The organism is Paenibacillus sp. FSL A5-0031, assembly GCF_001956295.1.
GTDB lineage: Bacteria > Bacillota > Bacilli > Paenibacillales > Paenibacillaceae > Pristimantibacillus.
Genome location: NZ_MRTD01000002.1, coordinates 198,697 through 211,342, shown reverse-complemented (window position 1 = coordinate 211,342; position 12,646 = coordinate 198,697). Strand labels below are relative to the sequence as shown.

The 12,646-nt window shown below is 44.1% G+C and carries 17 protein-coding genes; 16 read left to right on the top strand and 1 reads right to left on the bottom strand.

Annotated elements, in window-relative coordinates:
• Positions 1-75 precede the first annotated feature (75 nt).
• The 9 genes from BK120_RS04470 (at position 76) to BK120_RS04430 (ending at position 5,604) form a co-directional block, all read left to right on the top strand.
• Positions 76-582 (top strand): GNAT family N-acetyltransferase, encoded by a 507-nt coding sequence (locus BK120_RS04470; RefSeq protein ID WP_076266291.1) that lies wholly within the window; start codon positions 76-78, stop codon positions 580-582.
• Positions 579-1,292 (top strand): metallophosphoesterase family protein, encoded by a 714-nt coding sequence (locus BK120_RS04465; protein WP_076266290.1) that lies wholly within the window; start codon positions 579-581, stop codon positions 1,290-1,292. The genes BK120_RS04470 and BK120_RS04465 overlap by 4 nt, the downstream gene beginning before the upstream one ends.
• Before the next feature lie 3 nt (positions 1,293-1,295).
• Positions 1,296-1,748, top strand: a complete 453-nt coding sequence (locus tag BK120_RS04460; RefSeq protein WP_076266289.1) for a VanZ family protein — start codon at positions 1,296-1,298, stop codon at positions 1,746-1,748.
• Positions 1,749-1,822: 74 nt separating this feature from the next.
• A complete protein-coding gene (hisC, locus tag BK120_RS04455; protein ID WP_076266288.1) occupies positions 1,823-2,884 on the top strand; it encodes a histidinol-phosphate transaminase in 1,062 nt (353 codons plus the stop codon).
• The gene (locus tag BK120_RS04450) at positions 2,884-3,321 is read left to right on the top strand and encodes a hypothetical protein (protein WP_076266287.1); all 438 of its coding nucleotides are present in this window, start codon (positions 2,884-2,886) and stop codon (positions 3,319-3,321) included. Before hisC ends, BK120_RS04450 begins: the two co-directional genes overlap by 1 nt.
• A 156-nt stretch (positions 3,322-3,477) precedes the next feature.
• Positions 3,478-4,083 (top strand): TetR/AcrR family transcriptional regulator, encoded by a 606-nt coding sequence (locus tag BK120_RS04445; RefSeq protein WP_076266286.1) that lies wholly within the window; start codon positions 3,478-3,480, stop codon positions 4,081-4,083.
• Positions 4,035-4,472, top strand: coding sequence for a DMT family transporter (locus BK120_RS04440; RefSeq protein ID WP_305953866.1), 438 nt, complete (start codon positions 4,035-4,037; stop codon positions 4,470-4,472). Before BK120_RS04445 ends, BK120_RS04440 begins: the two co-directional genes overlap by 49 nt.
• A 1-nt stretch (position 4,473) precedes the next feature.
• The gene (locus BK120_RS04435) at positions 4,474-4,797 is read left to right on the top strand and encodes a DMT family transporter (RefSeq protein ID WP_076266284.1); all 324 of its coding nucleotides are present in this window, start codon (positions 4,474-4,476) and stop codon (positions 4,795-4,797) included.
• 129 nt (positions 4,798-4,926) lie between these two features.
• Positions 4,927-5,604 (top strand): serine/threonine-protein kinase, encoded by a 678-nt coding sequence (locus BK120_RS04430; protein WP_076266283.1) that lies wholly within the window; start codon positions 4,927-4,929, stop codon positions 5,602-5,604.
• Positions 5,605-5,670: 66 nt separating this feature from the next.
• On the opposite strand, the gene BK120_RS04425 is transcribed toward BK120_RS04430, so the two are convergent.
• A complete protein-coding gene (locus BK120_RS04425) occupies positions 5,671-5,880 on the bottom strand; it encodes a hypothetical protein (RefSeq protein WP_076266282.1) in 210 nt (69 codons plus the stop codon).
• 303 nt (positions 5,881-6,183) lie between these two features.
• On the opposite strand from BK120_RS04425, the gene BK120_RS04420 reads away from it, so the two are divergent.
• The 7 genes from BK120_RS04420 to BK120_RS04390 all read left to right on the top strand — a co-directional run bounded on the left by BK120_RS04420 (position 6,184) and on the right by BK120_RS04390 (position 12,614).
• Positions 6,184-6,603 (top strand): RrF2 family transcriptional regulator, encoded by a 420-nt coding sequence (locus BK120_RS04420; protein ID WP_076266281.1) that lies wholly within the window; start codon positions 6,184-6,186, stop codon positions 6,601-6,603.
• A 73-nt stretch (positions 6,604-6,676) separates the two neighbouring features.
• Positions 6,677-6,988 (top strand): thioredoxin, encoded by a 312-nt coding sequence (trxA, locus tag BK120_RS04415; RefSeq protein WP_054025488.1) that lies wholly within the window; start codon positions 6,677-6,679, stop codon positions 6,986-6,988.
• A 284-nt stretch (positions 6,989-7,272) separates the two neighbouring features.
• Entirely contained in the window at positions 7,273-8,055 is a 783-nt protein-coding gene (locus tag BK120_RS04410) for a glycosyltransferase family 2 protein (RefSeq protein WP_256710793.1), read from the top strand.
• Between the two features lie 51 nt (positions 8,056-8,106).
• Positions 8,107-8,451 carry a DUF2304 domain-containing protein gene (locus BK120_RS04405; RefSeq protein ID WP_054025487.1) on the top strand — a complete coding sequence of 115 codons (345 nt, stop codon included), beginning with the start codon at positions 8,107-8,109 and terminating at the stop codon, positions 8,449-8,451.
• Positions 8,451-8,795: an EamA family transporter gene (locus tag BK120_RS04400; RefSeq protein ID WP_076266280.1), complete on the top strand. Its 345-nt coding sequence runs from the start codon at positions 8,451-8,453 to the stop codon at positions 8,793-8,795. The genes BK120_RS04405 and BK120_RS04400 overlap by 1 nt, the downstream gene beginning before the upstream one ends.
• 32 nt (positions 8,796-8,827) lie before the next feature.
• Positions 8,828-10,090: a phospholipid carrier-dependent glycosyltransferase gene (locus BK120_RS04395; RefSeq protein ID WP_076266279.1), complete on the top strand. Its 1,263-nt coding sequence runs from the start codon at positions 8,828-8,830 to the stop codon at positions 10,088-10,090.
• A gap of 139 nt (positions 10,091-10,229) precedes the next feature.
• A complete protein-coding gene (locus tag BK120_RS04390; RefSeq protein WP_076266278.1) occupies positions 10,230-12,614 on the top strand; it encodes a YcdB/YcdC domain-containing protein in 2,385 nt (794 codons plus the stop codon).
• Positions 12,615-12,646 lie beyond the last annotated feature (32 nt).

Here is a 12,646-nt window from a genome sequence, read left to right as displayed (position 1 = left end):
ATAATTTGTCAAAGTTGTAATAGGCCTATTTAAAGCAGCATCCATCTAGACGTAGAAGGGTAAGAGGTGGCAAGTATGACCAAAGAACTCAAATATGAAATTATCGATGCGCAGCTAAGTGATCTGGGGCGTATTGTTGATATTTATAATTCAACAATTGCAAGCAGAATGGTGACGGCTGATCTTGAGCCAGCTACTGTAGCTAGCAAAAAAGCATGGTTTGATGACCATTCTCCTGATTTCAGGCCGCTATGGGTATTAACGATTGAAGGGGAAATCGCAGCTTGGTTTAGTTTCCAATCGTTTTATGGCAGGCCCGCTTACAATGCAACTGCCGAGATAAGCATTTATATAGCGGAAGAATACCGCAAGCTTGGTCTTGGAACGGTACTGATTCAGAAAGCGATAGAGGCAAGTCCGGGCTTGGGGATAAATACGCTGCTTGGTTTTGTATTTGGACATAATGAGCCGAGCCTCGCTCTGCTTCGTAAGTTTGGATTTGAGGTTTGGGGTCATTTGCCTAAGGTAGCGGTACTGGACGGTGTAGAAAGAGATCTGGTGATCTCGGGGAGGCGTATATGAAGCGAACGCTTGTGATTAGTGATATTCATGGATGTTATACACCTTTTAATGATTTGCTTGAACGTATGAATTATTGTCCCGGCGAGGATCAGCTTATGCTGCTTGGTGATTTCGTTGATAGGGGGCCGCAAAGCAGAGAAGTGGTAGAGCAGGTCATCGGCTTAGTCCAAAAGGATGGAGCAATTGCCATTCAAGGCAATCACGACGAGAGGCTCGTTGATGTTATGCTGGAGCGAAGCGAGCAGGCGCTGCTTAAGTTTACCGGCCATGGCGGCAGGCAAACCGCAGAGAGCTATGCTGGCATTAAGCAAGGTCCGATTGAGTATGTTATCGATCAAGCCAAAATAGCTGTTCAAGAGCGTTATGCGCATCATATGACTTTTCTGGACAACCTGCCCTATTATCATGAGGATGAACACTTTATATATGTACATGCGGGTCTTAATCCGAATTACTTGAATTGGAAAGAGCAGCCTGCCAGAGATTTTCTTTACATAAAACAACCATTCCTTGAGAGGCCGACCAATGTAAACAAAACGGTTATTTTCGGCCATACAAAAACCATCGATATTCATGGAAAACCAGATATTTGGTTTGGCGCAGGGAAGATTGGCGTTGACGGAGGATGTGCAACAGGACATCAGCTTAACGGACTAGCGATTACAGGAGCGACAGAGTTTAACGTGTATTCTGTCCCTTGGAGATTGTAAGGGATGCGCGGGTATTCGAAAGCCATATTCATAAGCTCTCTGCTGAATATGTTGATTACCGTAATTGCTGTGTTCTACACCTTGATCATGTGCTGGCTTTTATTTCATCGTGGCCGTTATTTTGGCGAGGGGTACAACTATAATCTGGTACCGCTTTATACGATAAAAAAATATATCATCCATTATGATCATTTCAATCCTGACATTTGGTTCAAAAACTTATTCGGAAACATTGTCTTATTCATACCGATCGGCATATTCCTGCCCTTATTAAATAAGAAGTACTTGAAAGTATTTAGACTGACAATGGCCACGATTATGTTGATTACAGCCGTTGAGCTTACTCAAATGTTGACGCGGGTGGGCAGCTTCGACATTGACGATATTATTCTTAATACGTTTGGCGCGCTGCTTGGACTGCTGATGACTAGGCTTGTCGTTCGTCGGACTCTGTAATTAACACATCCTTTAATGTTAAAATAATTGAAAAGAAGCGATAGAAATATCGATTACGAAAGGAAGAATTGTCATTGAGTAAATTTTGGAGTCCGCTCACTGCTTCACTGGTGCCGTATGTCCCAGGCGAGCAGCCAAAGGATAAGACATATATCAAACTGAATACGAATGAAAATCCGTACCCGCCATCTCCGAAGGTAATTGATGCGATCAAAGGTGCAGCTAATGCTGATTTGCGGCTATATCCTGATCCTACTTGCGAGGGGCTGGTGAAAGCTGCTGCCTCCTATTACGGATTGCGGGCTGAGCAAGTGTTTGCGGGCAACGGTTCTGATGAAATTTTAGCTTTTGCGTTCGCAGCTTTTTTTGATCCGGCTAAGACGGTACTGTTCCCTGATATTACTTATAGCTTCTATAAGGTGTATGCGAAGTTATATGGCTTGCAAACAGAGCTTATCGCATTGGACGAGCAATTTAACGTTCAAGTCGAAGCATTCCATTCGGACAATGGTGGTATCATCATACCAAACCCAAATGCGCCAACGGCTCAATTGCTTCCGCTCGATGATATTCGTACATTGCTAGCAAGCAATCCTGATCAGGTTATTATCATCGACGAGGCCTACATTGACTTCGGCGGACAATCAGCAGTGGAGCTTATTCACGATTATCCCAATTTGCTTGTCGTTCAAACACTCTCGAAATCCCGTTCGCTCGCTGGGCTTCGCGTTGGTTTTGCTTTTGGCAGCGAGGAGTTAATTGATGGATTGAATCGAATCAAAAATTCATTTAATTCCTATACGATGGATCGGATTGCTTTGGCAGGCGCCATTGCTGCTCTTGAGGATGACGCTTATTTCCGAGATACGACGGAGAAGGTCATTGCTACACGTGAACGTGTAACGGAGCAGGTGAAGGAGCTCGGCTTTGCTGCAACAGACTCGAAGGCAAACTTCGTCTTCATTTCGCATAAAACGATAGCAGCTAAGGACATCTTTGTGCAGCTGCGCGATAAGGGCGTGCTGGTCCGGTATTTCGATCAACCTCGGATTAATGAATATTTGCGGGTGAGCATCGGAACGGATGAGGAAATGGATGCCTTTATTCGGGCACTCCAAGAAATCGTAGGCGAGTAATGGAAGAGGTTACGAAGGAGCAAGTGTTGTTTCGGCGGTCGATGCGGTTGGTACTGATCTTAAGTGCCATCTATGCTGCAGTGAGTAATGTGTTTCTATATACAGCTTATTATTATAGCGGGATTGTGGAGCAGAGCTACATCATTTGCATGATTATGATTATTGCGTTCGCTTTGCCAATCGTAAAGTTTTTTCGAAATCAGCATTGGTACTTTCCGATCTTCATATTTTTGTTCTGGATCCCGTTTAGCGTGCTTCTCGCATTTATACTAAGCCAAGTGCTTCCTCTATCGGACAATACGGTCGATTTTGGACTGCTGCTTGTTTACTGTCTTATTTTGAACGTTATCGTTACGCTGCTTGGCATTACACTGGGCATGATCTTTAATGGAGGATCTACGCTTTGGAAGAAATATAGCCAAGCCTCAAAGCAATAACAATAAAGCCATGTATGATCTCCTATGAAGGGGAGCGTGCATGGCTTTATTTGATGATCGTTATTTTCATCTTGACTAAATGATTATTTCATTTTAAAATTTGTAAAAACTAACGTTCGTTAGGCAGGGGAACGAAAGCGGATCGGAGGGAATGACATGAGTGCTGAATTAACAACGTCGGAACGAATAAAGCTAGCGGCGCTGACGATGTTTGCAGAATCAGGCTATGAGGGGGCATCCTTGTCAGAAATTGCCAAGGTAGTGGGCATTAAGACGCCATCCATATATGCGCATTATAAATCGAAAGAACAACTGTTCTTGCAGCTCATTCAGGAAATGATTGTTGAAGAGCATAATCAGTTTATAGAGCTTCTTCAAGATATGGATCAGGCGCCGATTAAGGAGCAAGTACATCGACTGTTTACTTTTTTTACCGATCTCACTCATTTAACGACAGGTCAAGCTTTCTTGAAGAAAACGATGCTTGTACCGCCGCGCCATTTGCGCGATCAGCTCAATCAAGATTTATTGCGCTATGAGTATGAACTGAACAAGGGAATTATTAGCGTGCTGGAAAAGGGAGCGTCACAAGGGTTGTTTAACCTGGAAGAGACGGAACGGTTAATTGCTACCTTCTATGTATGTGTAGATGGCATCCTTGTTGAGAATCAAATATATGGAAAAGAGCTGCTTGAGAAAAGGAAGCAAATGGTGTGGCAATCATTATGGCAGATTTGGACGATGACAGCGAGAGAGGATTGAAAAAAATGCAATGGGTCTTTTTATTATTAGCGGGGTTTCTTGAGGTAGGCTGGACGTTTGGCCTCAAATATTCGGAGGGCTTTACAGTGCTTGTTCCAAGCATAATAACAGTGGTGCTGCTTGTCATAAGCTTTATGCTGTTTGCCCGCGCAATGCGTACGATTGAGATTGGCGTTGCCTATGCTATGTTTACGGGAATTGGAACAGTAGGCACTGTTCTCGCAGGTATTATTATACTGAATGAGCCGGCTGATTTTTGGCGTTTGTTCTTTATCGCATTGCTTGTAGGGGGCATAGTCGGACTTAAGCTTGTGTCAAATGACAAGCCAGCTCCTGACAAAGCACCAAAGGCTGTAACCAACATAGAACAAGATAAGGTGGGTTCATAAAATGGCATGGGTCTTTTTAATCATATCAGGCTTCGGTGAGGTCGCCGGCGTTACTTTCATGAAGCTCTCTGATGGCTTTAAACGCTGGAAGGGAACGGTAGGGGCGATTGGCGCTGGTTTCGTGAGCTTTTTCTTCTTATCTAAAGCGTTACAGACAATTCCAATTAGTACGGCATATGGGATATGGACCGGAATCGGCTCGATAGGCAGCGTAGTGCTGGGTATGGTCATTTTTGGAGAGTCGAGAAATTGGCGCAAGATGCTGTTTCTCTCTATGATTATATCAGGCGTTATCGGGCTGAAAGTAGTAAGTGGAGGCCATTAGGATCAAGTTTGAAGCGAGACCGTGCAAAAGGGCTGTAAAGCTTTTTGGTGCGGTCTTTATTTTTGCAGCTCCTGGTCTTACAATGAAAGGAAAGCATGTATGTAGATAGGGAGAAGAGGAGTACTTACTATGGAGGAGAAGCAGCTGAATACGTTTATTGCTCTTATGGAGCAGTCATTGCTCTCGGAGCTTGTGCTTGATAGCGTTGACCCCACAAATCCAATCCGAGTAGCGGAGACGCCGCGCGGTTGGAGACTGCTTGGGGCGGGCAATTACGCTGGCGTATTTACACATCAGGACTATTCAGATATAGCTGTGAAGGTTTATGCGCCAGGCCGAGACGGCTGGGAGAGTGAGTGCGAGGTTTACCGGCGAATTGGCACGCATCCTGCCTTTTCAACTTGTTATCATGCCGGAGAATATAAAGGCCATTATTATTTGATTTTAAAGCGATTAAAGGGAAAGACCTTATATCAGTGCATCATTGATGGGGCAGCAATACCAAAAAAAGCGATAGAAGATATTGATCAAGCGCTGGAGTATGCAAGATCCCGCGGTTTGTTCCCGCATGATGTGCATGGAAAAAATGTAATGATCAAGGATGGAAGAGGCATCGTGCTTGATATTTCAGATTTTTTGAAGGAAGAGCCGTGCACGATGTGGGATGATTTGAAGAAAGCCTACAATCGTATCTACATGCCTTTTCTATCCAAAAAACCGATTCCGGTTCCCGAATGGGTGCTGAACGGTGTTCGTAAGGGCTATCGTTTTATGAGGAATTCTTCCGTAGTGGGACGCTCGTCCTAGAGAATCAGCACAAGCAGCGGCTGCCCTGCAAGGGTGCCGCTGCTTGGCAAAGCTTTGCCGCACATCTTAATGCTCCTCGTCAAACGCGTCCAGCAGCGTCTTGGCGAGATCGGCATCCTTTTTAAGCACATGAATCCGTTTCAAGGAATTGCCCTCAATGGTGATTTTGGTTTTCAATCCATTAGTTTTGAAATGAGCTTCCAATCGGTCTATGAGCTCCGATCTAGAACCCCCTTCCGTACGAATGACTACCCATCGATTCCAAAATAACGCCATTATGCGTCACCTCCTTAAAGTTTTACATTGTAAAACTAGTGTAGGAAGCCATGTGCCCATTGGATTTGAATGTTTTCTTATACGTTCAAATCAAATAAGGATGCACCTTTCATATTTATTCAGCAGAAGCCTTCAAACATGACAGAAAACCTAAAAAAACATTTGCCTTTAATCCAAAATCTGTTGGGGAATAACGTGATTGCTCCTGCCGTATCCTAAGAAAGCGAGATGGCGACCTGACCTATTGACAAACTTAACTGTAACGGATAAAATTACAGTATAAAGCAGGGAGGCCCTTAAACAGTGAACAGCGAATTTACGATTGCCGTACACAGTCTCGTTTACTTGGCTTATTTACCGGAAAGAATGGCTAGCAGCGATATGATCGCCGAGAATGTCGGCACACATTCTGCTCGTGTTCGCAAGGTAATGGGTGGTTTGCGCCGCAGTGGATATGTAGATACCCGTGAAGGCTCAGGAGGCGGCTATAGGCTGACGATTGACCCGAATGTGGTAACACTTGCCGATATCTATCGCGTGATGGCACAAGGCTCGCTAATTCCGAGCTGGTGCTCGGGCAACCCAGAGATGGATTGTGTTGTTGGGTCGAATATGAATCAAGTGATGTTCGGCATATTTTGTACAGCGGAGAAGCAGCTGGAAAGTCATTTTAGCGCGATTACGATTCAGGATGTGTTGAAGCAAATTCACGCATGCGGTTAGCAAATGATGTTTCATTTAACGGTGAGACGGGTATTCCCTTTATCATACACATTGTTTGGAGAGGATGATTGAAATGGCAGTAGCATTGACGAAAGAAAACTTTAACGAGTCCATTCAAAACGGCGTTTCCCTTGTAGATTTCTGGGCACCTTGGTGTGGACCTTGCAAAATGCAGCTACCAATCGTTGAGGAGCTTTCTGCTGAGCTGGAAGGCCAAGCAGTAATTGCTAAAATTAACGTTGACGAGCAGCCAGAACTTGCTTCACAATTCGGCGTTATGAGTATCCCAACATTGATTTTGTTCAAAGACGGTCAACCCGTTGACAAAATGGTTGGCGTACAATCCAAAGATGCTTTGAAAGCAAAAATTTCCGGCCAAATGTAAGCAACATTTTGTAATAAATAACCGTCTTAATATCGTCTGGTATCAGTGAGCAACTGGTGTCAGGCGATATTTTTTTTCTGGAAACTCTCATTTTCAATAAGATAATATTGGTATAAAAGGGAGTAAGTGTGAATGTAAAATTCGACCTAATTAAGCAAATGTTAAGGAAATAATAAGCGTTTATACCAACCTTATCTGTTGCTTTATACTAATTTAGTTAGTAGAATTAAAAATAATTGTACGCAGCAGCGTGCCCTAACTTTGATTTATGGAGTGGTGATGTAGTGAACGCAGTCAGTACGAAAAAGGACAAAACGGTTACCGGTGAGTCCCTGCGGCAAGGTATGACATCTTCAAAAATTTTGATCATTATACCGGCTTATAATGAAGAACACAGCATAAGCCATGTGATACATGATGTGAAGACACATTGCCCAACTGCTCATATTCTGGTCATTAATGATGGCTCCAAAGACCGTACACGTGAAGTGGCTGAAGCGAACGGTGCTTCTGTTATTACACTTCCGACCAATTTGGGCATCGGCGGAGCTATGCAGACGGGATATCGTTATGCCCACCGTTATGACTATGATGTAGCCGTTCAAGTGGACGGAGACGGTCAGCATAAGGCGGAGCAGCTTCATTTGATTTTGGATCCCGTGCTAAGCGGGAAAGCGGATTTGGCGATTGGTTCACGTTTTATTGAACAAACCGGCTTCTTGTCCTCCGCAACGCGCAGAGTTGGTATCAAGATTTTATCTACTATTGTTACTGCAATGACACGCAAGCGTGTGCTGGACGTAACCTCAGGGTTCCGCGCTGCAAATAAACGTGCGATTGCTGTATTCCAAAGCGATTATGCGACAGACTATCCAGAAGTGGATTCCATCGTGCTTATTCATCGCAGCGGATTGCGTACAAGCGAGGTGGCAGTCGTTATGGAAGCACGTACAGGTGGTACGTCATCAATAAATGCGATGCGTTCGGTTTATTATATGGTTAAGGTAACATTGTCGCTATTCATTCGCAGCTTGAAAGCAACGAAGCCAGTCGAGGTTCAATCTTAGAAAAATGCTTACGATGAGAGTTTGCTCTGCAAACTTTAAGGAGGATACACCATGCAAGCCTTGTGGATTATCACAAGTGTGGTTTTTTTGTTCGTGCTGATTATGTTGATTAACCGGAGATTGCTCCGTGAGCAGTATTCAATGCTCTGGCTTTTGTTTGGTGTAGTGATGCTGATATTGTCCGTGCGCGTCCAGATTATTGATACGCTGGCCCACGCGATTGGTATTGCTTATGCCCCGGCGCTGCTTTTCCTAGTCGGAATTTTATTTTGTATTATGCTTATTTTGCATCTTACAGTCATTGTATCCAAATTGTCGGAGAAGGTTATTCGTCTTACACAAGAGCTTGGAATTTTACATCACGAGCTGCATGAACGCAAAAGGTCGGATTCATAATGGCATATATCATATTGTTTTTTAATATTTTGCTGCTTGTTTCTGGCCAATTATTGTGGAAAACAGGAATGAACAAAATGGATACGGCGAAAGGCGACACATGGGTATCGTTATTGTGGTCGCCTCATATATGGTCAGGACTTGTTTTGTACGGAATTGCTACCGTTCTTTGGTTGTACGTACTTAAGAAGCTGCCGCTTAGCCTTGCCTATCCGCTGCAAAGCTTGGCTTATGTAATAGCGCTGGTTGCAGCTGTATTTATATTTAACGAATCGGTACCGCTGCAGCGCTGGATAGGCGCAGCTATTATTTTGGCGGGTGTAATCGTACTCGCTTGGAAATAAGCCGCTTTCAACATTGGGGAGGATCAATTTACGTGGTGGAATGGGTTAGGAAAAACAAAGCATGGACGATAGCGATCGTTCTTATTTTTATGCTTGCCTTGTGGCTGAGGGTTGATTTTCTTACATCGGTCAAACATAACATTTCACATGATTCGAAGTATTACGATGAGATGGTGCACCGGTTGCTTGATGAAGGCATTTACGCCTACAAGGAAGAGGTTTCAAATGCAAGGGTAACACCGGGTTATCCACTTTTTATGACGGGTATGTATTTGGTGGCTGATCAAATCGGCGTAGAGCCGTTCCCGCTTATTCGTTGGGTACAGGTGTTAATTAGCATGGCTACACTCATTATCATTTATATGATTGCGATGCAGGCAACAAGAAACAAATGGGTTGCAATTGTAGCGTTTTTTATTAGTGCAATTTATCATCCCTTCATTTGGGCAAATGGAGCAGTTCTCACAGAAACGCTCGCATTATTTCTCTTAATGGCCTATCTGTCTATGCAGTTATATGCCTTTCGTACCGAACGAAAGCGCGATGCTGCGCTTGCGGGTATCTTGTTAGGGCTCACCGTACTTGTTAGAGCGGAATTTTTACCGATTTTTGTTCCTTTGTACGGAGTGTTTTTGCTGCAGAAATGGTTCAAGAAGAAATCGGGTGTGCAGACCGAGGTTATATCCAAATGGGCTATTTTCAAAAAAGTTCTATTAATGGGTATTATTACGGGACTGTGCTTATCGGCTACGATGCTTCCTTGGTGGATAAGAAATGTCGTTTCATTAAATGAATTTGTATTGACTGCTTCCCAGTCCAATCCGTTCAAAGCGGGTACTTATCCAAATAAAGATTATACAGACAAGATCGTTGATCCAACGGGATTGACGCAGGATGAGGTTGCATGGGCGCGCATCAAGGCCGGATTCACGCAGCAAACCTGGAAATATGTAAAATGGTATACGGTAGGAAAGCTTAAATATACTTATACGCATATGTTCTTCGGCTCAGGACATTCTCCTATGTACCATGCCTATCCGAAGGTAGCATACTTGCATGTATTGATTATATACAGCACGATTATTCCTCTGCTTGCGCTGATATGGAGATGGAGACATCCTGCAGCCATGCTGGCGGTAGTCATCTTCGTCATGACGATGATTAGACTTGTATTCGTACCGGAATATCGATATAACTTTACCGTTATGCCCCTGTTTATTATATTGTTCTCTTGGCTCGGTATTTATATTTTGCAAAAAATATGGGCATATATTGAACGTAGAAAAACGGCGTAGCAGTTTTAACTGTATATTATCAAAGACTGCCTAAAGGACAAGCGCCTTGGGCAGTCTTTTTTCGCTTATTGTGCAACTTCCACAATGTATGGCGCGTCTAATTTATGAATAAATTGGAAAAGCATTGGAGGGTGAAGCAGTGAGGATCAATCATCGAAAGAGGCTTGCGGTAGTGCTATCAACAGCGATGCTTATGAGTATGTTGCCAGCAACGGCATTTGCTGAAAGCTCAAACAAGCCAGCAGTGACGAATGCAGCAGCAAAAGCCGTGCCATCGTCGGAAGGAGACATCATGAAAGAAGGATTTGCAGCTCCAGTTGATGTAGCAATAACGAAGGAAAAAGCGGAAGCACTAGCGAGGCAGTATGTAAGCATTCCGAAGGAGTATATCCTCCAAGGAGCTAGTCTTAATATGGAAGTGATGGCTAGCGGCAAACGTAATGCTTGGGGACTGGATTTCGTGAAGAAGGTGAACGGCAAGCATTTGGGAAGCATCTACGTTCGTATTCATGCGGATAAAGGTCAGCTTCTTGAGTTCAACTCTTATACCGATAACCCATCTGCCAAACCAACGTATCCGCTTAAGGTTGAACGTGATGCCGCTCAGCAGATTGCGCTCCAATTCATAGATAAAATCGCAGCTGATTATAAAGGACAAATTCAATACAATCCTGACTATGGTGTTCAACTGCGTCCACCGCTAACGGGTGAGGTTGTGCATTCCATTCGTTATGATCGGTTGGTGAATGACATACCCTATGTAGATAACTACATAGAGCTTGAAGTGGATAGTGAGGGGCATGTCCGAAGATTTTCCTTGCAATGGGATGATACAATTATTTTCCCAAAAGTAGATGCAAAGCTGTCGGCAGCAGAAGCAAATGAAAAGCTGAGAGCAGCAGCAGCTCCACTGTTAGCTTATATCGTGCCTTACAATATGCAGGGGAAAAGGAAACCTTTGCTTAGTTACGAGCTTCAGCCTATATCGATCGATGCGGTGACTGGCCAGTTAAAGGATCAGTCGAGAGACAATTATTTTAGAGCGGGAACGATATCGGAAACACCTATATCCGAGAAACCTTTAGGTGAAAAGCCGAAGGCGGGGGCAGTTACCGAGAAGCAAGCGATAGATGCGGTAAAAGCTGCTTTCGCGCTACCGGCAGGGGTGGAGCTTAATGGTTCCAACTACAGTGAAAATAGCAATGAAAGCACGGGTGAAACCGAAGCCTATTGGCAGCTGAATTGGACAGTGAAAAAGGATGGCAAGGAAGTGGGCTCAGCTTCAGCTTCCGTTAACGGTCGCACTGGAGAGGTTCGCCATTTCAATACGTATATGTATAACGAACAAAGTCAATCAGGCGGGACAAAGGTGACGCTAGAGCAAGCGTCAACAGCAGCGGTAGAAGCGATTAAGAAACGTCTGCCATGGCTAACGGATGAGCTATATTTGGTCAAACCTGATCCGAAGCAATATGAGGGGATTGTCGCAGGGCAACCTAGTCAATACTATTTCAATTTTGTACACAAAATCTATGGCGCAGTGGTTGAATATGACAACATTAGCTTATCGATTCATTCAAGCACTGGGGAAGTTGTAAATTACGATGCTAATTTGTCGAACTTTGAATATCCAGCTGAGGCTCCTGCCTTGATTAAGAAGGAGCAGGCAGTTGACAGCTGGCTGAATTATTACCGAACACAGCTTACGTATCGGCTTGTGCAAAGCTTCGCATGGAACGGGCAGCCAATTACAATTGAAAAATATAAGTTGATGATTGCTTCAGGCGAAATAAGAGGCGACGAAGTGGATAGAAAGACAGAGGCAGAACTAGTTTACCAATTAGTGCCTAAGCTTATGGATGAGTCAGTGTTCCTCGATGCAGTGACGGGCGGCTGGCGAAATCGGGAAACAGGTGATGTCACACAGCTCGAGAAGCCGAAGGCTAAGGATATTGAAGGACATTTTGCACAGCGTCAGCTTGAACTAATGGTTGCATACAAAGCGCTTGATGTGAAAGATGGTCTTGTGCGTCCCAATGAGGCGGTTACACGCGGAGAGCTGATTAAAATGCTGGTACTAGCGCGCAGCAGCGGAGTATCACCGCTCTCGATGTCCTTCAGTAATCAGCTTGGTGGTAAAGCCTCATTTAATGATGTAGCTGCGGATTCCAGCTATTTCGTTTATGTTGAAAGTGCATTGGAACAAAATTTGATAGATGTTGGGGATGGCTCCTTTAACCCTAGCGGTAAAGTATCCCGTGATGAGATGGCTGAGCTGATCGTGCGAGCACTTGGTTATAATGCGCTTGCGAATTATGATCATATTTTTAAAGCCTCGTTTAAAGACTCGGATCAGATCCAGAATAAGGGGCAGGCAGCCATTGTTGTCGGTCTCAAAATTATGAGCTTATCGGATGGCAAGTTTTTGCCTAAGAAACAAGTAACGCGAGGCGAAGCATCGGTAGCGTTTTTCCGTTACCTTCAATCGCGCGCAGAGCTGCAAGAAGCGCCGCTTCGGATGTAATGTATTCTTAATACAAGAAACCTGGATTCTAC

What these genes read in the sequence shown, in the direction of transcription:
- BK120_RS04470 (WP_076266291.1), top strand. Translation starts at nt 76, where the DNA reads ATGACCAAAGAACTCAAATATGAAATTATCGATGCGCAGCTAAGTGAT.
- BK120_RS04465 (WP_076266290.1), top strand. Translation starts at nt 579, where the DNA reads ATGAAGCGAACGCTTGTGATTAGTGATATTCATGGATGTTATACACCT.
- BK120_RS04460 (WP_076266289.1), top strand. Translation starts at nt 1,296, where the DNA reads ATGCGCGGGTATTCGAAAGCCATATTCATAAGCTCTCTGCTGAATATG.
- BK120_RS04450 (WP_076266287.1), top strand. Translation starts at nt 2,884, where the DNA reads ATGGAAGAGGTTACGAAGGAGCAAGTGTTGTTTCGGCGGTCGATGCGG.
- BK120_RS04445 (WP_076266286.1), top strand. Translation starts at nt 3,478, where the DNA reads ATGAGTGCTGAATTAACAACGTCGGAACGAATAAAGCTAGCGGCGCTG.
- BK120_RS04435 (WP_076266284.1), top strand. Translation starts at nt 4,474, where the DNA reads ATGGCATGGGTCTTTTTAATCATATCAGGCTTCGGTGAGGTCGCCGGC.
- BK120_RS04430 (WP_076266283.1), top strand. Translation starts at nt 4,927, where the DNA reads ATGGAGGAGAAGCAGCTGAATACGTTTATTGCTCTTATGGAGCAGTCA.
- BK120_RS04425 (WP_076266282.1), bottom strand. Translation starts at nt 5,880, where the DNA reads ATGGCGTTATTTTGGAATCGATGGGTAGTCATTCGTACGGAAGGGGGT.
- trxA (WP_054025488.1), top strand. Translation starts at nt 6,677, where the DNA reads ATGGCAGTAGCATTGACGAAAGAAAACTTTAACGAGTCCATTCAAAAC.
- BK120_RS04405 (WP_054025487.1), top strand. Translation starts at nt 8,107, where the DNA reads ATGCAAGCCTTGTGGATTATCACAAGTGTGGTTTTTTTGTTCGTGCTG.
- BK120_RS04400 (WP_076266280.1), top strand. Translation starts at nt 8,451, where the DNA reads ATGGCATATATCATATTGTTTTTTAATATTTTGCTGCTTGTTTCTGGC.